Here is a 20,413-nt window from a genome sequence, read left to right as displayed (position 1 = left end):
ATGCCCGAACTCCCCTACAGCCCCGCCGCCGATCGCAACAAGCAGCCCATCCTCGATGCATTGACGCGCATCCTCGGAGAGCACGGCACCGCACTGGAGATCGCATCCGGCACGGGCCAACACGCCGCGTGGTTCGCAACCTCGATGCCCCGATGGACCTGGCAACCCACCGACGCAGACCTCCGCACCTTGCCCGCGCTCGCAAGCCGGGTCGCGGAAGCCGCACTGCCCAATCTCCGGCCGCCACTTCTGCTCGACGTGATGTCGCCGCGATGGCCATCGCAGGACACTGCATTCGCTGAAGGAGAACAAGAAAAGTTCGATGCGATCTACTGCGCCAACATGCTGCACATCGCGCCGTGGGCCACATGCGCCGCCTTGATGCAAGGCGCCGCGCGGCATCTCCGTTCCGGCGGATTGCTGATCACCTACGGGCCTTATCTCGAACGCGGCGTCCCAACGGCTTCGAGCAACATGGCGTTCGACCAGGACCTGCGTGCGCGCAATCCCGCCTGGGGCATCCGCCGCCTGGAAGACGTCGCTGCAGAGGCGCGTCGGGCGGGCCTTGCGTTGCGTGAGCGGCATGCGATGCCGTCAAACAACTTGCTGCTGGTCTTCGGCCGCTGAAATCAAGGCTCGCGAACCATGATCCAACTCTCTGCCCCGCCGCCCATACCCGGCTCTGCTTCTCTTCACACCATGCAAGAGCGCTTCATCGCCGACATCCTCAAGAACCGAAACAACCAGGCAATCCTCGCGCGATGGGATGCGCTGGCTCTCCCCGACGGATGGCTGGTCGCCGGCTGCCTTTTTCAAACCGTGTGGAACCTGCGGTCCGGCGCTGCGCCGGAAGCGGGCATCAAGGACTACGACCTGTTCTATTTCGATGCCGACGACACGAGCGAGGCGGGGGAGCGTCGTGTGCAAGCGCGAGCCGATGAAGCGCTGGGCGATCTCGGCATCATGGTCGAAGCCTCGAACCAGGCGCGTGTTCACCTCTGGTACGAATCGTATTTCGGCCACTCCTACGAGGCGCTCGGCAGCGCGCGCGATGGCATCGACCGCTTCCTTGTTCCAGCCACATGCGTCGGTGTTCGGCCGGGCGAGCTCTATGCACCGAACGGTCTCTCCATGCTGTACGACGGCGTGCTGACGATGAACCCGCTGATGCCGCATCGCGAGCTGTTCGACAAGAAAGCGGCGTCGTATCGCGCGCGATGGCCGTGGCTGCAGATTCAGCCGGGCGGTCTTCCTCACGCCAGGACGGGCTCGACATGCTGAAGAAAACCCTTGCCGCATTCGGTCTGCTGCTGCTCGCCGCCATCGCCTACCTCGCTCTCTGGCCCGTCCCGGTCCGGCCCGTCGTCTGGTCCGCGCCTACCGACCCCGGCTACACCGGCGCCTTCGCGGTCAACGATCATCTTGCGCAGCTCAACATGATCGACCTCGGCCGCGAAGAGGGCCCGGAGCACATCGTCATCGGTCCCGATGGCAAGCTCTACACCACGGTGCTGAGCGGCAACATCCTTCGCATGAACCCAGACGGCAGCGCGCAGGAAGCCTTCGTCAACACGGGTGGCCGCGTGCTCGGCTTCGACTTCGACTCAAGCGGCAATCTCATCGCGGCCGACGCCATCAAGGGGCTGCTGTCGATCAGCCCTTCGAAGCAGATCACCGTGCTCGCCAACCAGGTCGACGGCCAGCCGATCCGCTATGCCGACGGCGTGGTGGTGGCGCGCGGCAGCGGCACGATGTATTTCACCGACGCATCGACCCGCTTCGCACCGGCCGAGTGGGGCGGCACCTTCGAGGCCAGCGTGCTGGACATCCTCGAGCAGTCCGCCACGGGTCGCGTGCTGGCCTACGACCCCGCCACCAAAGCCACGCGCGTCGTCGCGCGCGGCCTCGCGTTTGCGAACGGCATCGCATTGAGCGCCGACGAGAAAAGCCTGTTCGTTGCCGAGACCGGCAAGTACCGCGTGTGGAAGATCGGGATCGACGCGAGCAACCTCGACGTGGGCGCGGGCACCGCCAACCCGCAAGCCGCCGTGCTGCTCGACAACCTCCCCGGCTACCCCGACAACCTGATGCGCGGGCTCGACGGCAAGATCTGGGTGGGCCTCGTGAAGCCGCGCAACCCGACCATCGACAAGCTCGCCAACAAGCCGTTCCTGCGCAGCGTGACGATGCGCCTGCCGCGTTCGCTGTGGCCGGTGCCGAAGGCCTACGGCCATGTGGTCGCGTTCAGCGAGGACGGCAAGGTGCTCGCGAGCATGCAGGATGCGACGGGTGCGTACCCCGAGACCACGGCCGTCACTGAAACGCGTGATCGGCTCTATGTGCAGAGCCTGCATGCGAAGGGGCTGGGGTGGTTGAAGCGCTAGCTGGGTTCTGAACGGACGGCGCAGATCGAGAAAGCCGTGGCACCTGCAGGAAGGGCTCGCTCAATGCCCGCGTCAATCCATGTGCGCCACCGCCTTGACCTCGATCAACTGATGCGGAAACGCGAGCCCCGAAACGCCAACGAGCGTCACCGCCGGCCGGTGCGCTCCCATGTACGCCTTGAACACAGGCACCAGCGCTTCCGTGTGGGCCTGTGGGTCGGTCACATAGATCACCAGCTCCGCAAGGCTCGCCTTCGTCACGTTGAACGCCGCGAGCACGCGGTCGAGGTTCTCCAGCGTCTGGGTTGTCTGCGCCGCGATGTCGCCTTCGCCGACGAACGCGCCCTGCATGTCGTGCGAGAACTGCCCCGATATGTAGAGCGTGCCGTTCACGCTGTACCCTTGGCCGACGCCGAAGGCTTCTTCCCACGGCACGCCATGGCTGTAGAGGACGGGCTGTTGTTTCATGTGTGCTTTCTTTCCTTCCGGACAGTGACTGATGAAGTGATGAACGACTGTAGTCACGCCATTGGCGAAGCGGCTTCTACACAGACGCGAAGCGCATTCCATCCCGACCACCTCCATCCCCAGCCATGCAGCGCACGAACCTGAACGAGATCCTGGTCTTCATGGCTGTCGTCGACGAAGGCAGCTTCATCGCCGGCGGGCAGGCCATGGGCCTCACGCGCTCGGCGGCGGGCAAGGCGGTGGGCCGGCTCGAAGACAGGCTCGGCGTGCGCCTCTTGAACCGCACGACGCGCACGCTGAGCCTCACCGACGAGGGCCGGGTGTTCTACGAGCGCGGCCTGCTGATCCTCTCGGCGGTCGATGAGGCAGAGGCGAGTGTGGCGGGCCCTGGCGGCGCGCCGCGCGGCGTGTTGCGTCTCACCGTGCCCGACGCCTTCGGCCGGCTGGTGGTGCTGCCGCTGCTGCAGAAATATCTCGCGGCATGGCCCGAGTTGCAGGCCGAGGTGAGCTTCAGCGACCGGCTGGCCGATGTCGTCGAGGATGGTTTCGACCTGGCCGTGCGGATCGGTGCAGGCGGGGAGAGTGCGGACACGGGGCTGGTCTCTCGCGTGGTCGCCAGGTACAAGGCGCTGTTGTGCGCGTCACCTGCCTACCTTGCGCGACAAGGCGAGCCGATGGACATCGACGCGCTCGCGGGCCACGACTGCCTGTTCTTCAGCAGCCGCAACCAAAGACAGAGCTGGCGCTTCCGAAGCGAGGGTGGCGACTGGATCAAGGCACAAGGGCGCAGCCGCCTGCGGCTGGACAGCGGAGAGGCCTTGCGCGATGCCGCCGCCGCCGGGCTCGGCATCGCACTGCTTCCGGACTTCCTCGTGGCCGAAGACCTGGCCGCGGGGCGCCTCCGGCAGGTGCTGCCCGGGCTCGATGCAGGCGATGTAAATATCTTCGCGCTGTATCCGACACGTCGGCTGCTGGAGCCGCGCGTGCGGCGGTTCATCGACCTGATGGCCGAAGAACTTCCCCGCTGAAGCGGGACACATGGATTCCTTGATCCACGTCTTCGTGTGGCTCCTGATCGGCATCGCCATCGGCCCGCTGCTGCTGCTCGGCATCTAGGCGATCGCCAGCTACTTCGGACTCGGGATCGCCGACCGCATCCTGTTGCTGACCGGTCGGGTCCTCGCCCTGCAGTGGTTCAGCGGCGGCGTGCTGAACGCCGTGGGCGGAATCGCGCTCGCTGCGCTGTGGGTGTGGGCCGTGCTGCACTTCGATCCGCTCCCGCACCGGCTGCTCGCTGCCTTGCTGGTGCCGTTCGGGGCCTGGAGGGCTTACCTGGGCGTCGCGGTGCTCAACGCGATCTCGAAGACGGAAGACTTGCCCTGAATGCCAGCCCACCTGCGCGGCGGGCACTTCACTGACCCTGAGAGAGTGCGATCGCATCGGCGCCCGCCGGATACCGCAGCTTCGTGCTCGCATCGTTCGCGGCATGCCACACGGCCTCGGCCACATCCGCTTCGGTCGTCACCGCAGCCGGACTTCCCAGCGCAGCGAAGATCGACTGCGCAAGCGGTGCATACGCCTCGGGAATCAGGCCCTGCATGCGCTCCGCCCCATTCGCCGTGAAGCGCGTGCCCGGTCCATAGCCCGGCTCGACGAGCTTCACGCGCACGTTGAATGGCTCGAGTTCGAACGCGAGCGATTCGGTGAAGCCCTCGATCGCGGTCTTGCTCGCGGTGTATGCCGCCACGAGCGGCATGGGCGCCAGCGTGACGGTCGAAGTCACGTTGATGACCAGCCCCGATCTGCGCTGGCGAAACTGCGGCAGCACGGCGTGGGTCGTGGCCATCATGCCGAAGGTGTTGGTCTCGAAGATCTCGCGCACGGTGGCCATCGGCGTGGCCTCGAATGCGCCGAACAGGCCGAGACCTGCGTTGTTCACGAGCACGTCGATGGGGCCGGCGGCTTCGAGCGCCGCCGCGATGCTCTCGGGCTTCGTCACATCCAGAGGCAGCACGCGCAGGCGCTCCGAGCGGGGCAGAAGTTCGGTGCGCGGCGTGCGCATGGTGGCGACGACATGCCAGCCCTGGGCGAGAAAGTGGCGCGCGGTTTCGAGGCCATAGCCGGACGAGCAGCCGGTGATCAGGACGGTCTTCATTGGGTTTCTTTCCTTGGAGGTTTGGGTAGAAGGTGCGTCACGATATCGGCGATGGGAAGGACTTTCTATAATCAAAGATCCATAATTTGTTCGCAGGAGTCCTGATTGACCGATCCGCTTGCAGAGGTCGTCTCGTTGCTTCGGCCGCGCGCGGTGTATTCGAAGGTGATCGGCGGCGCGGGCGCATGGGCGGTGCGTTACTCGGCCTTCGGAGAACCCAGCTTCTGCACGATGCTGGAGGGCGAATGCACCCTGGCCGTGGACGGGCAGGCGCCCATCACCCTCATGGCCGGCGATTTCGTGCTGATGCCGTCCACGCCCGGCTTCACGATGTCGGCCCTCGAGACGGCAGAGCCTGTCTTCGTCGATCCCAGGCTGGCGCCCGCGCCGACGGACGAAATCCGCCACGGCAGGCAAGACGGTCCACCGGATGTGCGAATGCTCGGCGGCTACTTCGCCTTCGATTCGCCGGACGCCTCGCTGCTGGCGTCGCTGCTTCCGACGCTGCTGCACGTGCGCGACGTGGGGCGGCTTTCGGTGCTGGTGCAGTTCGTGCGGGAGGAGTCGATCGAAGCGAAGGCTGGGCGCGATCTCGTACTCGAACGATTGGTCGAACTGCTGTTGATCGAAGCGCTGCGCTCCACGCCCGGCGAAAGCGCGCCGCCGGGGCTGCTGCGCGGGTTGGCGGACCCGCGGTTGTCCGTGGTGCTGCGGCACCTGCACGGCGACCCGGCGCAACCCTGGACGGTGGCCGAGCTCGCGAAGAAGGCGGCGCTGTCGCGCTCGGCATTCTTCGAGCGTTTCCTGCGCGCGGTCGGGCTGCCGCCAATGGAGTATTTGCTGGCGTGGCGCATGGCCGTCGCGAAGGATCTGCTCGCTCGCGAAGATGTCGGCATCGCCGAAGTTGCAGAACGCGTGGGCTACGGGTCGGCCAGCACGTTCAGCACGGCGTTCAGCCGGCATGTGGGGCAATCGCCGGGGCGGTACGCGCGGCAGCACTAGCCGGCGCTGCATTGCCGGCCTCCGCTGTCGTCAATAGCGGCGCAGCGCCTTGGGAATGGTCGCGACGATCAGCTTCTTGTCGCCCAGGATCATCAGGGTCGTGCCGTCCTTGCTCACTTGCATCCTGGGCCTGTAGCAGGAGTATTTGGGATAGGTCGACGCCTGGCAGGCGGGGAAGTCGGCCAGCGTGAAACTCCCGATCTGAGACAGGTTGACTCGGGTGCCGGCCGATGGGGTCGTATCGAAGGCACGGACAACCGGCAGCGCGGGCGATCCGGGTTCGACGACGTAGTTCAGCGTGTACGCCCGGCGCCCATCCGGCGAGATCCGGGCGGCCCTCATGTCATTCACCAGAGGCAGCGTACCCACCGTGCCGAACGCGCGGTCATAGACCGTTTCGCCGCTGAACAGGAAGCGATTGCCATCGTCGCTCAGGCTCGTCATCCAGTAGAAAAAATCGAGCCCGACGGGATTCGTCCGGAGCACGCCGTCGCCCCCGTCCATATAGAGCATCGGCGGCCTTGGCGTGAGGCCCGCGGTCTGGGTCACCATCAACCTGGACCCATCGCCCGAGACTGCGAAGTACGGTCCTGAGTAGCACATGGGGCAGGCGACGGTTCCGAAGGCCTGGGTGCGCAGATCGAAAAATCCCAGGTTGTGCCAGTTGTAGCCCTCCCCCGATGGCATCCACAGCTTGCCGTCGCCGGCGAATGCGATCGCCACCTCGATGTTGCTGCCCTGGTCGCCAATGCCGAAGGGTGCGATATGGGTGCTCTTCACGCTGAACGTCGCCAGGTCGATCAGGTGAACCTGGTTGCTGCCATCTGTCGCAGCCAGCACGCTGGCGTCGGGCGCGAGCGCGATGTCCTGCAGGCCGGGCAGGGAGAGCGACGTGCTCGTCCAGTTCATGCCGTTGGTGCGGAACCGCACGATGGCACTCAGACCGATCGATTCGTAGGTGGTGGGATACGAGGCGTAAATGTCGCCATGCACCGCGTCATAGACTAGGGTCCGAGGCATGCCGAAGGCGCTGGTGTCGAGCGTTCTGTACACCACAACACCATCGCTGGCTGCTCGCTGTGCGAGAGCCGCAGAGACATCCGCACCCGATGAACGAAGGGCGGCGACTCCTCCCAGCGAGTCGGCGGCTCCGGCGGACAACTGTGTCGCATCGGCCGCGTCTTCCTTCTCCAACTTGTTCGCCACCGCAGGCGAAGAGGGCGACTGTCCGGACGACAAGCCGCCCAAACCCCCTCCGCCACCATCACCTCCACCGCCGCAAGACACGAGCGCTGCAAGCAGCAATGTCAGGGCAACCCTGCAAGTAAGTGTTCCCATCCCTCACACTCCTACTCTTTGTGAATACTTTTCGTCTTTGTGATTGCGCGCGTTGAGGCGGTTCCACTTATATCGTCGGCGCGGCGTATTCTGCACGAGGCCAATGAGGGAAACGTGCTTCGGTGCCGGCACCCTGGTGTTTGTGCCAGTGGAGTCTGTATCGATCGGGGGGGCGACCGGTCGGGGTTCCGGATTTCAGGCCAGGTGCCCGAGCGCGATGCGAAACCGAAGCTCCGGCGTGCCCCCCAACTCCGCCGTCTTGATGAACTCCTCCGCAAGCACGCCGCCATTGGCGCGAATGACGTGTTGCGAGGCTACGTTGTCCGGGCTGGTCGTGATTTCGACATAGCCTAGCCCGACTGACGCAGCCTCTGGCAGCAGCGAACGCAGCGCTTCCTTGGCATACCCTCTGCCGCTCTTCCAAGGCACGACGCCGTAGCCGATGTGCCCGAGGCAATAGCCGGGCAGGGCGTTCGTGCCGTGCTGCCAACGCAGGCCGATGCTGCCGCAGAACTCGCCGTCCCACAGCCATCGCCGATAGCCGGGCAAGCGCGGGACCGTGCTGCCATCGGGAAGCGCGACTGGTGGCCCCTTGGCTTCGCGGTCGACAAGGCTCTTCAGAAACCCATCGGCGTCCGCTCGTATCAGCAGGAGTTCTTCTTGGGTGGCCTCGGGCCGAAGGTTGTTGGGCGACCATCCGCGTTCGAGCGCGGCGACATAGCCCGCCAGATACTCGTGTGACGGCCAGACCAGCCGGGCTGTTGAAGTGGCTTCGGGAATCGGCATGAGATCAATTTTCGGTGAGAAGGCTGGCCCTCACACCACCTGCGGCCGCCACGCGATGACGCCCTGCGTCCGCGCCCGCACCTCGGGCGAGGCCAGGCAACTGGCAACCGCCTCGTAGCCCGGCGCACCCGGCCAGGGCGCGACCCGGCTCGGCGGGCTGTGGTTGGCGGGGCAGAAGATGATCGACTCGTCGGTGCCCACCGCGGCCAGGTCCAGGATCACGCAGGAGCGCGTCAGCAGAAAGAGCGGTCGGGCATCGGGGTCCCGGCGGCGCAAATGCGCGCTCACGGCTTGCTGCGTGGCCGAATCCAGCCCTTGCTCCACCATGTCGACAACCAGCGCGGCCGGGCCTTGGTTTTCCAGTCCGGCGAACAGCGCGATCAACGCATCGGACACCGTAGCGCCATCGTCGGCAAGCCAGGCCAGCGTCTGTTCGACGCGCGACCTGAGCGCCGTGTTGGCATCGAGCCGTGCCGCCGCATTGCCGCCCTCGAGCCGCTCCAACCCGAGGAACGCAGCGGACGGCAGGGTCTCGGCAATGCGCAGGGCCAGCCGGGTCTTGCCGCTGCCCAGCGGTCCGACGATGTAGTTCAGTGGCCGCACGTCGCACAGCCTGAACAGCTCGCCGCCCCAGGGCCAGGGAAGTTCGAACTCGACATCGATCCTCGCGGCAGCGCCCAGCAGTTGCGTCAACGCCTCGGCTGTCGGTGCCCGGCCTTGGGCGAGGTCGGTCCGCAGATGGCGGACTTTTCCGATGGTCTCCGTCAATTGACGGGCGCGACCCTCTAGTGCCGCTTGGTGCGCGGCCAGCGCAGATTCGAGCGTCGCTGCATCGCCTGCCAGTACGCGCGCCACCTGCGCAACGCTCAGGCCCAGTGCGCGCAGGGCCACGATCTCGGCGCCGCGGGTCATTTCGTCGGGGCTGTAGGAGCGCCATCCAGCGGCATTGCGCGCCGGCGCCACCAGGCCGCGCTGCTCGTAGAGACGCAGTGCCTTGGCGGAAACGCCGAGCCGCCGGGCCGCCTCGGCTGGGTTGAGGAATCGGGTGGAAGCGTTCAAGAATCACCTCGTGGTTGGATCGGACACTGCCTTTATCGAGGCGGCCGCAGGGGCCGGGTCAAGTGGATTCCACGCGACGCGTCCGAAGGCCCGCGCCTACGGCCGCGCCTGAACCAACGGCTCCAGCTCCGCCCGCAAGCGCCGGATCGTCACCTCATGCCGCAGCGTCTGCGCACCGCGCCCGTACGTCATCGCCTTGCGAACCAGCCGCAGCTGCTCGCGCTGCAGTTGCGTCTTCAGCCGCCTTGCCCGCAGGCCGAAGGTCCAGCCGATCTCGCGGCGCACCTTGTAGCGCTGCAGCGGTGCGCCCAGGCGCATCCATTCGTCGTCGCGGATCAGCTCGCGTTCGGGCACGAAATACGCCGCGAGCGCATGGAGGTACGCGCCGTTCTCGCGCGCGGCAACGCGCCAGAAGAGCCCGGCCGCGATCATCGCGGGGATGCCCTTCACGGCGAGCATCACGGCCATCTCGCGGTAGCTGCCGTCGAAGAGGTCTTCCAGCCACGGCGAGTTCCAGATGAAGTGCATGGCCCAGGCGAGCGCGAAGCACAGCACGGCCACGGCGATCCGCGTCAGCTTCGATCGCTCCGGATGCAGCAGGAACCAGGCAACGCCGAAGGACGCGATGGTCGTGTAGGCCGCGTGGCTCCAGAGGCCGCTCAGCAGCCCGCGCGTGAACAGGTTCAGCAGCACCGGATACACCTGGTTCTCGAGCGGAAAGTGCATCGAGGCGTTGACGGTGTAGCTCAGGTTCTCCACCACCTGGAAACCGAGGCCCGCCATGGCGCCGACGATCAGCACCGAGAGGTACGTCTGGAACTGGTTGCGCGCCACCAGCACGAGCAGGATCACGCCCGCGAGCTTCAGGAACTCCTCGGTGATCGGACCTGCGATGGCTGGCCCCCAGGCCGCCACGAAGTCCGGCGACACCAGCTTGGCGCACAGGCCCTGGATGGCGATGTTCGCCGGCGCGGCGAAGTACACCGCGCCCATTCCGCCCCATGCGAACGCGAGCACGAAGGCCTCGGGCGGATGTTGTTCGAGCAGGTCCAGCGTGCGAAAGACGAGCAGGAAAAGCAGCGTGTAGATGCCCCACACCAGAAGGCCCAGCAACGCGGTGACGGGCACCACGCGAAAGCCCATCGAGAACATGTTGACCGTGTAGAAAAGGCCGTTGACGATCATCGCGGCCAGCAGCCAGAACGCTGCGCGATGCGGTTGCCAGAACGAGTCGGTGCCCACTGGCCATTCGCCGCGATCCTGTTCGGGGCCGGCGAGTCTCTCTGTGCCCTCGGAACTCATGGCGAAGCCTCCAGGTCCATCGACTCCAGCATGCTGCGGGCCTCGGCCATCGCTTCGTTCAGGCCGTCACTGGCGCCGTAGAAATCGATCTGCACGAGCGACTTTCGCTGCAGGTCGACCACCTGCCAGAACCGGCCGGCGAGCTTCGATCCGTAGTACGCGAAGGTCTTGCCCTGCAAGCCCCATGGTGTGACGAAATCGGAGATGTCGCCGTCGATCTCCAGGTGCTGGCCGCGCTCCATGAGGCGCTGCTGCCGCACCAGCGGCCCGTCGGGCCCGCCCACCCAGGGAGCGGTGGAGACCAGGAACTTGTGGCCGCCCTTGAAGAGCATCAACGACCTGCCGGCCTTGGAGCGGTCCACGTCCATCTCCCATCCGGCGGCGGGCTCGAACCGCGCATGGCCGACGGACACGGTCTGCCCCACGGGCAAGGGCCGCGCGCCGGGCGTGTGGTTGTTCCAGAAAGTGAGGCCGCCCACGTAGGCGGCGATGGCCAGGAGCACCGCGAGTGCGCCTGGCCAGGTGCGGTACGGAATGCGGCGTGACGGCTCGGGCATGCCGCGATGCTGCCATACGGCAGGCGCCGCTCGCTGCTCAGCCCTGCGTGCGCGCCTGCTTTCGGCGCCAGTCCCCGGGCGGCAGTCCGAAGCGCCGCTTGAAGGCCCGGCTGAACGCCGCTTCCGATTCGTAGCGCGCGTGGTCCGCGATGGTCTTGATCGGCAATTCGCTGCTCTTGAGACGCCGTGCCGCCAGCTGCAGGCGCCAATGTCCCAGGTACTGCATCGGCGGCTGGTCGAGGAAGTGCTTGAACCGCTCGCCGAGCACGGTGCGGGAGACGCCCACGCCGCGTGCCAGCCGCTCCAGCGTCCAGTCTTCGAGCGGCGCCGCGTGCAGCAGCTTCAGTGCCGGTCCGGCCACCGCATCGTTGCAGGCCGCCAGCCAGCCCACCTCGCCGGCCGTCAGGGTCTGCATGTGCTTGCGCAGGATTTCCACGAACATCAGCTCGGTCAGGCGCGGGAGCATGGTCCGCCAGCCGGGTTGCGGCTTGCCGGCTTCGTTCACGGTGTGCCGGATGGTGGTCGCCAGCCACTGGTCGGAGGGCGTGCTGTCGGGCCGGATGTGCAGCACCTCCGGCAGGTGCCCGAGCACGGGATGGAACAGCAGTTCGTCGCAGCGGATGAAGCCGCAGACGATGCTGGTGGATGCTCCGCCTCCGCCATGCTCGACCACCGGCATGCCGGTCCATGGCAACTGCGGCAGCAGCTGGCCGATGTGCACCGGCGCGGCGCTGTCGGCGCATCCGCCCAGACGGTGGACGCCACCCGATGGCAGCACCACCGCGTCGCCGCTGTCGAGCCGCACCGGTTCGCGGTCGGGCAGTGCCAGCAGGCAGCTGCCTGCTCCGACGATGTGAAAGGGAATCACGCGGCTCGAACCGAGCGCGAGCATCGCCGCGAGCTGCCCCGAGTCGGCGCTCGTGACCGACCAGGGCTCGCGAAACTCGGCGCGGAACAGCACCATGCCGGTGACGTGCATGCTTTCGAGCAGGTCCGAGAGCAGGTCGCCTGCCCCCGGCGCCATGTCGGGCGGCGTGCCCGGCGTTGTTTGGATCAAGACTTCCGGCATTTCGGTCATGGCCTGCCTCCTGCACGAAGCGTACGCTGGCCTTTCTTCAATCACTCATCCGAAAGGAAGGCCGCAATGAACACCGAGACACGCGATCTGGTTGTTGTGGTGACGCATGGCATCGACCACGAATTGTCCTCCGTCGGGCTGGTGATCGCACTGGGCGGCATGACATCGGGGCTGAAAGTCTCCATCTTTCTCACGAGCTCGGGCGTCGACCTGGTCCGGCGCGGCGCCGCCGACACCACGCACGTGAAGCCGCTGGAGCCCCTTGCGGACATGCTGCGCGACTTCGTGGCGCGCGGCGGCACGCTGTGGGCCTGCACCCCGTGCGTGAAGAGCCGCGGCTACACGCAGGAGAACCTGATGGAAGGCGTCGTCATCGCGGGGTCGAGCGTGATGCACGAACTCATCAAGCGAGGCGCCGCGACCCTCAGCTTTTGAGAGGCGCGGCAGCCGGGCCGCTACAGTCGGCCCACGTCCACCCGACCTGCCGCTCCTCCATGCCAGATACCGCCGTGCCCCCGCAGCGGGCCGAACGCCCGCGACGCCTGCAACCTTTCCGAGTGCCGCCGTTGCGTTGGCTCTCCATAGGGGTCTTCCTGCTGATGGCGGGTTGCGCCAGCCCTCCCGCGCCGCAGAGGACGCCGGTCTCCAGCATTCCACCGCTCACGGCCGAGCAATCGAACAGCATCACGATCCATGCGCTGGGGCTCGTCGGCACGCCGTACCGCTATGGCGGCAACACGCCCGAGGGCGGCTTCGATTGCAGCGGGCTCATCGGCTATGTGTACCGCAGCAGCCTGGGGCAGGTGCCGCCACGCACGGTCTCGCGCATGGCGTCGTTCGGCCGGCCCGTGGCGATGTCGGAAATTCGTTCCGGCGACCTGGTGCTGTTCGGCAACTCGACGCCGTCGCATGCGGGCATCTACGTCGGCGACGGGCGCTTCGTGCATGCGCCATCGACCGGTGGCGAGGTGCGGCTTGACCGGCTCGATGGCGTGTACTGGTCGCGGCAGCCGACGCAGGCGCGGCGGCCCTGAGCTGCTGAACCCGGCTGGCTAGATATTCAGCGCCGGGAACGACTTCACCAGATCGTCCAGTGCCTTGAGCTGCGTCAGCAGCGGCTCCAACTGCGCCAGCGGCAGCGCGCTCGGGCCATCGCACTTGGCCTCGGCCGGGTTCGGATGGGCCTCGAGAAAAAGACCGGCCAGGCCGACCGCCATGCCGGAACGCGCCAGGTCCACCAGTTGCTCCCGCCGGCCGCCGGAAGCGGCGGCGCCGGCCTCGCGTTGTTGCAGCGCATGGGTCACGTCGAAGATCACCGGCAGGTCTTGCGTCACCTTCTTCATGACGCCGAAGCCCAGCATGTCGACCACGAGGTTGTCGTAGCCGAAGCAGGTGCCGCGGTCGCACAGGATGATCTGTTCGTTGCCGGCTTCCTTGAACTTCTCGACGATGTTCAGCACCTGCGACGGGCTCAGGAACTGCGGCTTCTTGATGTTGATGACGCGGCCGGTCTTGGCGAGCGCCACCACCAGGTCGGTTTGCCGCGCGAGGAAGGCCGGCAGCTGCAGCACATCGACCACCTCGGCGACCGGAGCGGCCTGCCAGGGCTCGTGCACGTCGGTCAGCAGCGGCACGCCGAATTCGGTCTTGACCTCCTGCAGGATCTTCAGGCCTTCGTCCAGGCCGGGGCCGCGGTACGAATGGATCGACGAGCGGTTGGCCTTGTCGAAGCTGCCCTTGAAGACATAGGGAATGCCCAGCTTGCCGGCAACGCGCACGAATTCGGCCGCGGTGCGCAGGGCCAGGTCGCGCGACTCGAGGACGTTGACGCCGCCGAACAGCACGAAGGCGCCGTCGTTGCGAACATTGATCTGGGGATGGATGGTGACGGTGGACATGGGGGAGTTCTCCGGATACGTGGCGGCATTCTCGCGCCCCGCGGGGGCGGGCGATCCGGCCGGGCCCGTGCGCACCTCGGGTTTTCCTCGGGTTTCCCTCGGGTTTTCCATTACGCAGTGCCACGCAACCCGCCCACGCGGTCCGACGGATGCCAATGCGCGCCCTTGCGGCAAGACTCCCGGGTTCCAATATCGAGGAGACATCCGCATGCAAACCCTCCGCCGCCACCTGGTGTGGCTGGTCGTGGCCGTCGTCGGCGCATTCGCGCTCGGCACGGTGGCCCTGACCCGTGGTGAAAGCGTCAACGCCCTCTGGGTGGTGGCGGCCGCGATCTGCACCTACCTGATCGCCTACCGTTACTACAGCCTCTTCATCGCCGACAAGGTGCTGGGGCTCGACGGCAACCGCAAGACGCCCGCGCACCGCCACAACGACGGCCTGGACTACGTGCCGACCGACAAGAACGTGCTGTTCGGCCACCATTTCGCGGCCATCGCGGGCGCGGGTCCGCTGGTGGGCCCGGTGCTCGCGGCGCAGATGGGCTACCTGCCCGGATTGCTGTGGGTGCTGGCCGGCGTGGTGTTCGCCGGCGCGGTGCAGGACTTCATCATTCTCTTCATCTCCACGCGCCGCGACGGCCGTTCGCTCGGCGATCTCGTCAAGCAGGAGATGGGTGTGGTGCCCGGGATGATCGCGCTCTTCGGCACCTTCATGATCATGATCATCATCCTGGCGGTGCTGGCGCTGATCGTGGTGAAGGCGCTGGCCGAATCGCCATGGGGCACCTTCACGGTGGCCGCGACGATCCCGGTGGCGCTCTTCATGGGCATCTACCTGCGCTACATCCGCCCGGGGCGCATCGGCGAGGTCTCGCTGATCGGCTTCGTGCTGCTCATGCTCGCCATCTTCGGCGGCCAGGCCGTGAGCCAGAGCGCCGAATGGGCGCCGCTCTTCACCTTCGACGGCAAGGCGCTCACCTGGATGCTCGTGGGCTACGGCTTCGTCGCCGCGAGCCTGCCGGTGTGGCTGCTGCTCGCGCCGCGCGACTACCTCTCGACCTTCCTGAAGATCGGCACGATCATCGCGCTGGCCATCGGCATCGTGTTCGTGATGCCGACGATGCAGATGCCGGCCATCACGCAGTTCGCGCAGGGTGGCGGGCCGGTGTGGTCGGGCAGCTTGTTCCCGTTCCTGTTCATCACCATCGCCTGCGGCGCGGTGTCGGGTTTTCATGCGCTGATCTCCTCGGGCACCACGCCCAAGATGCTGGACAACGAGCGCCATGCGCGCTTCATCGGCTACGGCGGCATGCTGGCCGAATCGTTCGTGGCGGTGATGGCGCTGGTGGCAGCCTCGTGCATCGAGCCGGGCATCTACTTCGCGATGAACAGCCCGGCTGCGCTGGTCGGCAGCACCGCGCAGCAGGCGGCGCAGACCATCTCGAGCTGGGGCTTCGTGGTCACGCCCGAGATGCTGCTGCAGACCGCCAAGGACGTGGGCGAGACCACCATCCTCGGCCGCGCAGGCGGCGCGCCGACACTGGCCGTGGGCATGGCCCATATCCTCCACCAGGTGATCGGCGGGCAGGCCATGATGGCCTTCTGGTACCACTTCGCGATCCTGTTCGAGGCGCTCTTCATCCTCACCGCCGTGGACGCCGGCACGCGCGCAGGCCGCTTCATGCTGCAGGACTTGCTGGGCAGCTTCGTGCCCGCGCTCAAGCGCACCGATTCGCTGCCGGCCAACCTCGTGGCGACAGCGCTGTGCGTGGCGGCCTGGGGCTACTTTCTCTACCAAGGTGTGGTCGATCCGCTGGGCGGCATCAACACGCTGTGGCCGCTCTTCGGCATCTCCAACCAGATGCTCGCGGCCGTCGCATTGCTGCTCGGCGTGGTGGTGCTGTTCCGCATGAAGCGCGAGCGCTATGCGTGGGTGGCCATCGCGCCGGCCGTGTGGCTGCTGGCGTGCACGCTCACGGCGGGCTGGCAGAAGATCTTCTCGGCCGACCCGAAGATCGGCTTCCTCTCGCATGCGGCGAAGTACACCGAGGGCCTCGCCAACGGCGTGTTGGTGGCACCCGCGAAGACGCCCGAGGCGATGTCGCGCATCGTCTTCAACGACCGCCTCGACGCGGCGCTGTGCGCGCTCTTCATGTTCGTGGTGCTGAGCGTGCTGGTCTACAGCATCAAGGCCTGTCTTGCGGCGCGCGCGGCCAACCGGCCGACGACGCAGGAGACGCCGTTCGAGCCGGCCGGCGCATCGGCCGCGGCGGCCCACTGAGCACGCCCATGGCCCTCGCATTGCCGGAAGCCGGGCGCTACTTCGCCCGCTCGCTCAAGCAGTCGCTGCGGCTGATGGTCGGCCTGCCCGACTACGACGCCTACCTCACTCACATGGCGGCCACGCACCCGGACCGACCGCCGATGAGCTACGAGGCCTTCTTCCGCGAGCGACTGGAGGCGCGCTATGGGGCGGGCAAGGGGCGTTGCTGCTAGGCGCATCAGTTGTGCGACCCATCCGTTCGGGCTGAGCCTGTCGAAGCCTTGCACACGGCTTCAGTCACCTGTTGTTGTTCGCTTGACCCGCGCGGAACGCGGGTGCTAGCCTGCTCCGCCTGCAAGGAGCAGGCTTTCTTTTTCGTGCCGGGCTGATGCCGCACATCGAACGAACAACAGAAACGGACCTCATGACTTTTCCCAAGCGCCCATCCCCCTTCAAGAATCCCGCGCCGATGCGCGCCGCCTGCCAGAGCGCGCTGCTTGCCTGCGCATTGCTCGCCGCGGCCGGCAATGCCATGGCCCAGAAGCCGCATCAGGGTGCGCTCGATGCGGCCACGCAGCAGAAGGACGAGGCGCTGAAGCTGCTGGAGCGCATGGTCAACATCGACTCCGGCTCGACCGTCACCGAGGGGCTCGACAAGGTGCGCGAGATGGCTGTCGAGGAGCTGCGCCAGCTCGGCGCGCGCATCGAGACCTTTCCGGCCGATCCTCACCCCGGCACCAACGTGGTCGCCACGCTGACGGGGCAGGGCAAGAAGAAGATCCTGATCCTCGCCCACATCGACACCGTGTTCAAGGACGGCACCGCCGCGGCCAAGCCGTTCTACATCAAGGACGGCCGCGCCTACGGCCCCGGGGTGATGGACAACAAGGGCGGCGTCGTCGCCGGGCTGCAGGCCCTGAAGGTGCTGCAGAAGATCGGCTTCAAGGACTACGGGCAGATCACCTTCCTCATCGACACCAACGAGGAGATGGGCTCGGTGGGCACCACCGCGCTCATCGAGCGCGTGGCCAAGCAGCACGACGTGGCACTGAACCTGGAGCCGGGCCGCCCGGCCGATGGCCTCGTGGTGGAGCGCAAGGGCTCGGCCACCGCGCTCGTCGAGGTGAAGGGCCTGGCCGCGCACGCGGGCGTGGCGCCCGAAACCGGCCGCAACGCGGCGATGGAAGTCGCGCACCAGGTGCTGCAGCTCTCCAAGACGGCGGATGCCGCGAAGAAGACCACGGTCAATTTCACCGTGCTCACGGCCAACGGCGCGACCAACGTGATTCCCGCCGCCGCGAGCGCCAAGGGCGATGTGCGCGTCGCCACGCCCGAGGAGTTCGACCGCGTCGAGAAGGACATGGTGCGCATCTCGCAGAACAAGCTGATCCCCGACACCGAAGTGCGCGTGCGCCTCGTGCGCGGCCTGCCGCCGATGCCGCGTTCGCCCGCCTCGGACAAGCTGGTGAAGATGGCCGAAGGCATCTACGCCGAGATCGGCAAGAAGCTCACCATCGAGAGCAGCGGCGGCGCGGCCGATGCGAGCCTCGTGGCCGGCGTGGGCGTGCCGGTGCTCGACGGCTTCGGCATCGTGGGCGGCGGCATCCACACGCCGGAGGAATACGCCGAGGTCGAGAGCGTGGTGCCGCGGGTGTACCTGCTGTCGCGCATGCTGATGGACCTGAGCGCCAACTGATCGACGGCGGGCTGACCGGCAACTGACCGTGTAGGACGGCTGCTTACAATCGCCGGCTCGCGCGAATGCGACCCCCTTCACCGATCCACCGGCCGCTGCGCCGGTTCGGATCGGCAAGGGAACCCAACCCAGATTTCTCCAGGCAGGGCCCGTGCGTTTCGTCATCCGATGGATGGCGGGATGGCATGGCGCTTCGCGATTTTTTTTATCGCCCTGAAAGAAACCCGATGCCCGTTCGTTCGCGCGCGCCCCGCCTGTGCCTCCAGCCCCTGCCTGTTGCAGTCCTCGCCGCCCTGGCCGTTCTGCACTTCGCCGCACAGGCGCAAAGCGGCACCGCGCTCAAGGAAGTGACCGTCAACGCCGAGCAGGACGCCGGCTACGCGCCCTCCGTCAGCAGCACCGCCACCAAGGGTTCCGCGCCGTTGCGCGACATTCCCCAGGCGGTGAACGTGCTGCCCGCGCAGCTCTTGCGCGACCAGGGCGCGACCTCGATGCAGGACGCGCTGCGCAATGCGCCCGGCGTGTCCTTCAATGCCGGCGACGGCCAGCGCGACCAGGTGGTGATCCGCGGCTTCTCCGCAATCGCCGACTGGTTCGTGGATGGCGTGCGCGACGACGCGCTGTACTTTCGCGACCTGTCGGACACCGAGCGCATCGAAGTGCTCAAGGGACCGGCGGCCGTGCTGTATGGCCGAGGCTCGTCGGGCGGGCTGATCAACCGCGTGACGAAGAAGCCGGTCTTCGAGCGCCCCTTCGGCGAGGTCTCGCTCGGCCTGGGCAGCAACGATTTCAAGCGGCTCACCACCGACCTCAACCGACCCATCGGCGAGAACATGGCGTTCCGCCTGAACGTCGCGCGCGAAAAGTCGGGCAGCTACCGCGACCAGCAGTTCATCGACCGCTACAACATCGCGCCCTCGCTCGCGATGAAGTTCAGCCCGCAGACCGACCTGCTGCTGCAGTACACCAATGCCTACGACCAACGCCTGACCGATTTCGGCATTCCTGCCCTCAACGGCCGGCCGGTGAACGTGCCCATCGGCACCTACTACGGCTCGGCGCTCGCCAGCCGCGACGACACCACCACGACGCGGGTGCAGTCCTTCACCGCCACGCTGAACCATCGCTTCAGCGATGCGCTGAACCTGCGCAACACCACCCGCTACTACAGCTACAAGCTCGACCGTTTCAACACCCTGCCCAGCGGCACCACCGATCCGGTGCGCATGACCGTGGGCCGCACGCGCGGCTTTGTCGACCGCGACGAGAGCGGCTGGTTCAACCAGACCGACCTCACGTGGCGCAACGACCTCGGCGGCTTCAAGCAGGAGTGGCTGGTCGGTGCCGAATTCGGCAAACAGGACAAGCGCCTGTACTCGGTGTCCTCGGCGACCGGCTACGAGCGCGTGAGCATCCTCAACCCGGTGGCCGTGCCCGCGCCCATTCCGTTCGCCAGCTACCAGGCCACGAGTGCGATTCCGAGCAATTCCACCTTCAAGACGGCGGCGCTGTATGCGCAGAACCAGATCACGCTGGCGCCGCAATGGAAGGCGCTGGTCGGCGGGCGCTACGACGTGTTCGACCAGGAGACCTCGTTCGAGCGCTCACTCGCGCCGATGTCGCGCACCGACCGCAAGTTCAGCCCGCGCGCGGGCCTGGTCTGGCAGCCCACCGACACGCAGTCGTACTACGTGTCGTACAGCCGCTCGTTCCAGCCGTCGGCCGAGACCTTCGCGCTGTCGGCCAACAACGCGGCCAACGAACCCGAGATCACGGTGAACAAGGAGATCGGCGCCAAGTTCGATTTCCTGGACGGCACGCTCAACCTCACCACGGCGCTCTTCAACCTGGAGCGCTCGGGCATGAAGAACACCGACCCGGCCAACCCGGCGCGACAGATCAACGTGGGCACGCAGCGCACCAACGGCATGGAGCTCGCATTGGCCGGCAAGCTGCCGGGGCGCTGGGACGTCAGCGCGGGCTATGCGTACCTCGACGGCCGCATGACCAAGTCGCTGGCCACGGTGAACGCGCTGCAACTGCCCGTGGGCGCCCCGATACCGGTGCAGGGCAAGGTGGCGGCGCTCACGCCGCGGCACTCGGCCTTCGTGTGGCTCATGAAGGACCTGGGCAACGGCCTGAGCGCGGGCGGCGGCGTGAATTACGTGGCCGCGCGCTATGCCTCCCTCAGCAACCTGGTGACACTGCCTTCCTACGTCACCGGCGACCTGGCGGCCAGCTACAAGACCGAGCGCTACGAACTCTCGGTGAACCTGAAGAACATCACCGGCAGGAAGTACTACGTGTCCGCGCACGGCAGCGTGGACAACCTGATCATGCCGGGACCGGGACGCGAGCTGCAGGTGTCGCTGACCGCGAAGTTCTGAGCGCGCGCCCGTGAGGGCGAGCCTCAGGCGCCGGCTGAGG

21 protein-coding genes are annotated in these 20,413 nt (G+C 66.8%); 12 read left to right on the top strand and 9 right to left on the bottom strand.

Annotated features, from left to right (window positions below; translation table 11 throughout):
* The 3 genes from QF040_RS16620 (at nt 1) to QF040_RS16610 (ending at nt 2,384) form a co-directional block, all read left to right on the top strand.
* The gene (locus tag QF040_RS16620; RefSeq protein ID WP_429611986.1) at nt 1-627 is read left to right on the top strand and encodes a DUF938 domain-containing protein; all 627 of its coding nucleotides are present in this window, start codon (nt 1-3) and stop codon (nt 625-627) included.
* Nucleotides 628-699: 72 nt separating this feature from the next.
* Complete coding sequence (locus QF040_RS16615) at nt 700-1,281, top strand: nucleotidyltransferase family protein (protein WP_429611985.1); 582 nt, start codon at nt 700-702, stop codon at nt 1,279-1,281.
* On the top strand, nt 1,275-2,384 hold the full coding sequence (locus QF040_RS16610; RefSeq protein WP_429611984.1) for an SMP-30/gluconolactonase/LRE family protein: 1,110 nt from the start codon (nt 1,275-1,277) through the stop codon (nt 2,382-2,384). The genes QF040_RS16615 and QF040_RS16610 overlap by 7 nt, the downstream gene beginning before the upstream one ends.
* A gap of 72 nt (nt 2,385-2,456) precedes the next feature.
* Here QF040_RS16610 and QF040_RS16605 read toward each other — a convergent pair whose 3' ends face one another.
* A complete protein-coding gene (locus QF040_RS16605; RefSeq protein WP_429611983.1) occupies nt 2,457-2,852 on the bottom strand; it encodes a RidA family protein in 396 nt (131 codons plus the stop codon).
* Nucleotides 2,853-2,977: 125 nt separating this feature from the next.
* On the opposite strand from QF040_RS16605, the gene QF040_RS16600 reads away from it, so the two are divergent.
* Together QF040_RS16600 and QF040_RS16595 are read left to right on the top strand one after the other, a co-directional pair.
* A complete protein-coding gene (locus QF040_RS16600; RefSeq protein WP_429611982.1) occupies nt 2,978-3,880 on the top strand; it encodes a LysR family transcriptional regulator in 903 nt (300 codons plus the stop codon).
* Nucleotides 3,881-4,013: 133 nt separating this feature from the next.
* Nucleotides 4,014-4,235, top strand: a complete 222-nt coding sequence (locus QF040_RS16595) for a hypothetical protein (RefSeq protein ID WP_429611981.1) — start codon at nt 4,014-4,016, stop codon at nt 4,233-4,235.
* A 28-nt stretch (nt 4,236-4,263) separates the two neighbouring features.
* Here the strand turns inward: QF040_RS16595 and QF040_RS16590 are convergent, their stop codons facing one another.
* Complete coding sequence (locus QF040_RS16590; RefSeq protein WP_429611980.1) at nt 4,264-5,007, bottom strand: SDR family oxidoreductase; 744 nt, start codon at nt 5,005-5,007, stop codon at nt 4,264-4,266.
* A 105-nt stretch (nt 5,008-5,112) separates the two neighbouring features.
* Between QF040_RS16590 and QF040_RS16585 the strand changes: the two genes are divergently transcribed.
* Nucleotides 5,113-6,009 (top strand): AraC family transcriptional regulator, encoded by an 897-nt coding sequence (locus QF040_RS16585; protein WP_429611979.1) that lies wholly within the window; start codon nt 5,113-5,115, stop codon nt 6,007-6,009.
* 30 nt (nt 6,010-6,039) lie between these two features.
* Here the strand turns inward: QF040_RS16585 and QF040_RS16580 are convergent, their stop codons facing one another.
* The 6 genes from QF040_RS16580 to QF040_RS16555 form a co-directional block, all read right to left on the bottom strand.
* Entirely contained in the window at nt 6,040-7,203 is a 1,164-nt protein-coding gene (locus QF040_RS16580) for a hypothetical protein (protein ID WP_429611978.1), read from the bottom strand.
* Nucleotides 7,204-7,542: 339 nt separating this feature from the next.
* Complete coding sequence (locus QF040_RS16575) at nt 7,543-8,133, bottom strand: GNAT family N-acetyltransferase (protein ID WP_429611977.1); 591 nt, start codon at nt 8,131-8,133, stop codon at nt 7,543-7,545.
* Nucleotides 8,134-8,163: 30 nt separating this feature from the next.
* Entirely contained in the window at nt 8,164-9,192 is a 1,029-nt protein-coding gene (locus tag QF040_RS16570) for a MerR family transcriptional regulator (RefSeq protein ID WP_429611976.1), read from the bottom strand.
* A 96-nt stretch (nt 9,193-9,288) separates the two neighbouring features.
* Complete coding sequence (locus tag QF040_RS16565; RefSeq protein ID WP_429611975.1) at nt 9,289-10,494, bottom strand: PrsW family intramembrane metalloprotease; 1,206 nt, start codon at nt 10,492-10,494, stop codon at nt 9,289-9,291.
* A complete protein-coding gene (locus QF040_RS16560; protein ID WP_429611974.1) occupies nt 10,491-11,051 on the bottom strand; it encodes a hypothetical protein in 561 nt (186 codons plus the stop codon). The genes QF040_RS16565 and QF040_RS16560 overlap by 4 nt, the downstream gene beginning before the upstream one ends.
* Nucleotides 11,052-11,088: 37 nt before the next feature.
* A complete protein-coding gene (locus tag QF040_RS16555) occupies nt 11,089-12,129 on the bottom strand; it encodes an AraC family transcriptional regulator (protein WP_429611973.1) in 1,041 nt (346 codons plus the stop codon).
* A 66-nt stretch (nt 12,130-12,195) separates the two neighbouring features.
* Between QF040_RS16555 and QF040_RS16550 the strand changes: the two genes are divergently transcribed.
* Together QF040_RS16550 and QF040_RS16545 are read left to right on the top strand one after the other, a co-directional pair.
* The gene (locus QF040_RS16550; protein WP_013542993.1) at nt 12,196-12,564 is read left to right on the top strand and encodes a DsrE family protein; all 369 of its coding nucleotides are present in this window, start codon (nt 12,196-12,198) and stop codon (nt 12,562-12,564) included.
* 59 nt (nt 12,565-12,623) lie between these two features.
* The gene (locus QF040_RS16545; protein WP_429611972.1) at nt 12,624-13,163 is read left to right on the top strand and encodes a C40 family peptidase; all 540 of its coding nucleotides are present in this window, start codon (nt 12,624-12,626) and stop codon (nt 13,161-13,163) included.
* An 18-nt stretch (nt 13,164-13,181) separates the two neighbouring features.
* Here QF040_RS16545 and kdsA read toward each other — a convergent pair whose 3' ends face one another.
* Nucleotides 13,182-14,027, bottom strand: a complete 846-nt coding sequence (gene kdsA, locus QF040_RS16540; protein WP_429611971.1) for a 3-deoxy-8-phosphooctulonate synthase — start codon at nt 14,025-14,027, stop codon at nt 13,182-13,184.
* A 208-nt stretch (nt 14,028-14,235) separates the two neighbouring features.
* Between kdsA and QF040_RS16535 the strand changes: the two genes are divergently transcribed.
* The 4 genes from QF040_RS16535 to QF040_RS16520 all read left to right on the top strand — a co-directional run bounded on the left by QF040_RS16535 (nt 14,236) and on the right by QF040_RS16520 (nt 20,373).
* Nucleotides 14,236-16,308, top strand: a complete 2,073-nt coding sequence (locus QF040_RS16535; protein ID WP_429611970.1) for a carbon starvation CstA family protein — start codon at nt 14,236-14,238, stop codon at nt 16,306-16,308.
* A gap of 8 nt (nt 16,309-16,316) precedes the next feature.
* A complete protein-coding gene (locus QF040_RS16530; protein WP_013542989.1) occupies nt 16,317-16,523 on the top strand; it encodes a YbdD/YjiX family protein in 207 nt (68 codons plus the stop codon).
* 236 nt (nt 16,524-16,759) lie between these two features.
* Nucleotides 16,760-17,986: a glutamate carboxypeptidase gene (locus QF040_RS16525; protein WP_429614659.1), complete on the top strand. Its 1,227-nt coding sequence runs from the start codon at nt 16,760-16,762 to the stop codon at nt 17,984-17,986.
* Between the two features lie 227 nt (nt 17,987-18,213).
* Nucleotides 18,214-20,373: a TonB-dependent receptor gene (locus tag QF040_RS16520; protein WP_429611969.1), complete on the top strand. Its 2,160-nt coding sequence runs from the start codon at nt 18,214-18,216 to the stop codon at nt 20,371-20,373.
* Nucleotides 20,374-20,413 lie beyond the last annotated feature (40 nt).

It is taken from the genome of Variovorax sp. W2I14, from assembly GCF_050435205.1.
Classification (GTDB): Bacteria; Pseudomonadota; Gammaproteobacteria; order Burkholderiales; family Burkholderiaceae_C; genus Variovorax; species Variovorax paradoxus_C.
The sequence above is the reverse complement of the archived record's forward strand: the minus strand, read 5'-3'. Positions and strand labels throughout refer to the sequence as shown.

What these genes read in the sequence shown, in the direction of transcription:
- kdsA (WP_429611971.1), bottom strand. Translation starts at nt 14,027, where the DNA reads ATGTCCACCGTCACCATCCATCCCCAGATCAATGTTCGCAACGACGGC.
- QF040_RS16550 (WP_013542993.1), top strand. Translation starts at nt 12,196, where the DNA reads ATGAACACCGAGACACGCGATCTGGTTGTTGTGGTGACGCATGGCATC.
- QF040_RS16545 (WP_429611972.1), top strand. Translation starts at nt 12,624, where the DNA reads ATGCCAGATACCGCCGTGCCCCCGCAGCGGGCCGAACGCCCGCGACGC.
- QF040_RS16620 (WP_429611986.1), top strand. Translation starts at nt 1, where the DNA reads ATGCCCGAACTCCCCTACAGCCCCGCCGCCGATCGCAACAAGCAGCCC.
- QF040_RS16560 (WP_429611974.1), bottom strand. Translation starts at nt 11,051, where the DNA reads ATGCCCGAGCCGTCACGCCGCATTCCGTACCGCACCTGGCCAGGCGCA.
- QF040_RS16605 (WP_429611983.1), bottom strand. Translation starts at nt 2,852, where the DNA reads ATGAAACAACAGCCCGTCCTCTACAGCCATGGCGTGCCGTGGGAAGAA.
- QF040_RS16615 (WP_429611985.1), top strand. Translation starts at nt 700, where the DNA reads ATGCAAGAGCGCTTCATCGCCGACATCCTCAAGAACCGAAACAACCAG.
- QF040_RS16600 (WP_429611982.1), top strand. Translation starts at nt 2,978, where the DNA reads ATGCAGCGCACGAACCTGAACGAGATCCTGGTCTTCATGGCTGTCGTC.
- QF040_RS16525 (WP_429614659.1), top strand. Translation starts at nt 16,760, where the DNA reads ATGCGCGCCGCCTGCCAGAGCGCGCTGCTTGCCTGCGCATTGCTCGCC.
- QF040_RS16590 (WP_429611980.1), bottom strand. Translation starts at nt 5,007, where the DNA reads ATGAAGACCGTCCTGATCACCGGCTGCTCGTCCGGCTATGGCCTCGAA.
- QF040_RS16555 (WP_429611973.1), bottom strand. Translation starts at nt 12,129, where the DNA reads ATGACCGAAATGCCGGAAGTCTTGATCCAAACAACGCCGGGCACGCCG.
- QF040_RS16520 (WP_429611969.1), top strand. Translation starts at nt 18,214, where the DNA reads ATGCCCGTTCGTTCGCGCGCGCCCCGCCTGTGCCTCCAGCCCCTGCCT.
- QF040_RS16530 (WP_013542989.1), top strand. Translation starts at nt 16,317, where the DNA reads ATGGCCCTCGCATTGCCGGAAGCCGGGCGCTACTTCGCCCGCTCGCTC.
- QF040_RS16535 (WP_429611970.1), top strand. Translation starts at nt 14,236, where the DNA reads ATGCAAACCCTCCGCCGCCACCTGGTGTGGCTGGTCGTGGCCGTCGTC.
- QF040_RS16575 (WP_429611977.1), bottom strand. Translation starts at nt 8,133, where the DNA reads ATGCCGATTCCCGAAGCCACTTCAACAGCCCGGCTGGTCTGGCCGTCA.
- QF040_RS16610 (WP_429611984.1), top strand. Translation starts at nt 1,275, where the DNA reads ATGCTGAAGAAAACCCTTGCCGCATTCGGTCTGCTGCTGCTCGCCGCC.
- QF040_RS16565 (WP_429611975.1), bottom strand. Translation starts at nt 10,494, where the DNA reads ATGAGTTCCGAGGGCACAGAGAGACTCGCCGGCCCCGAACAGGATCGC.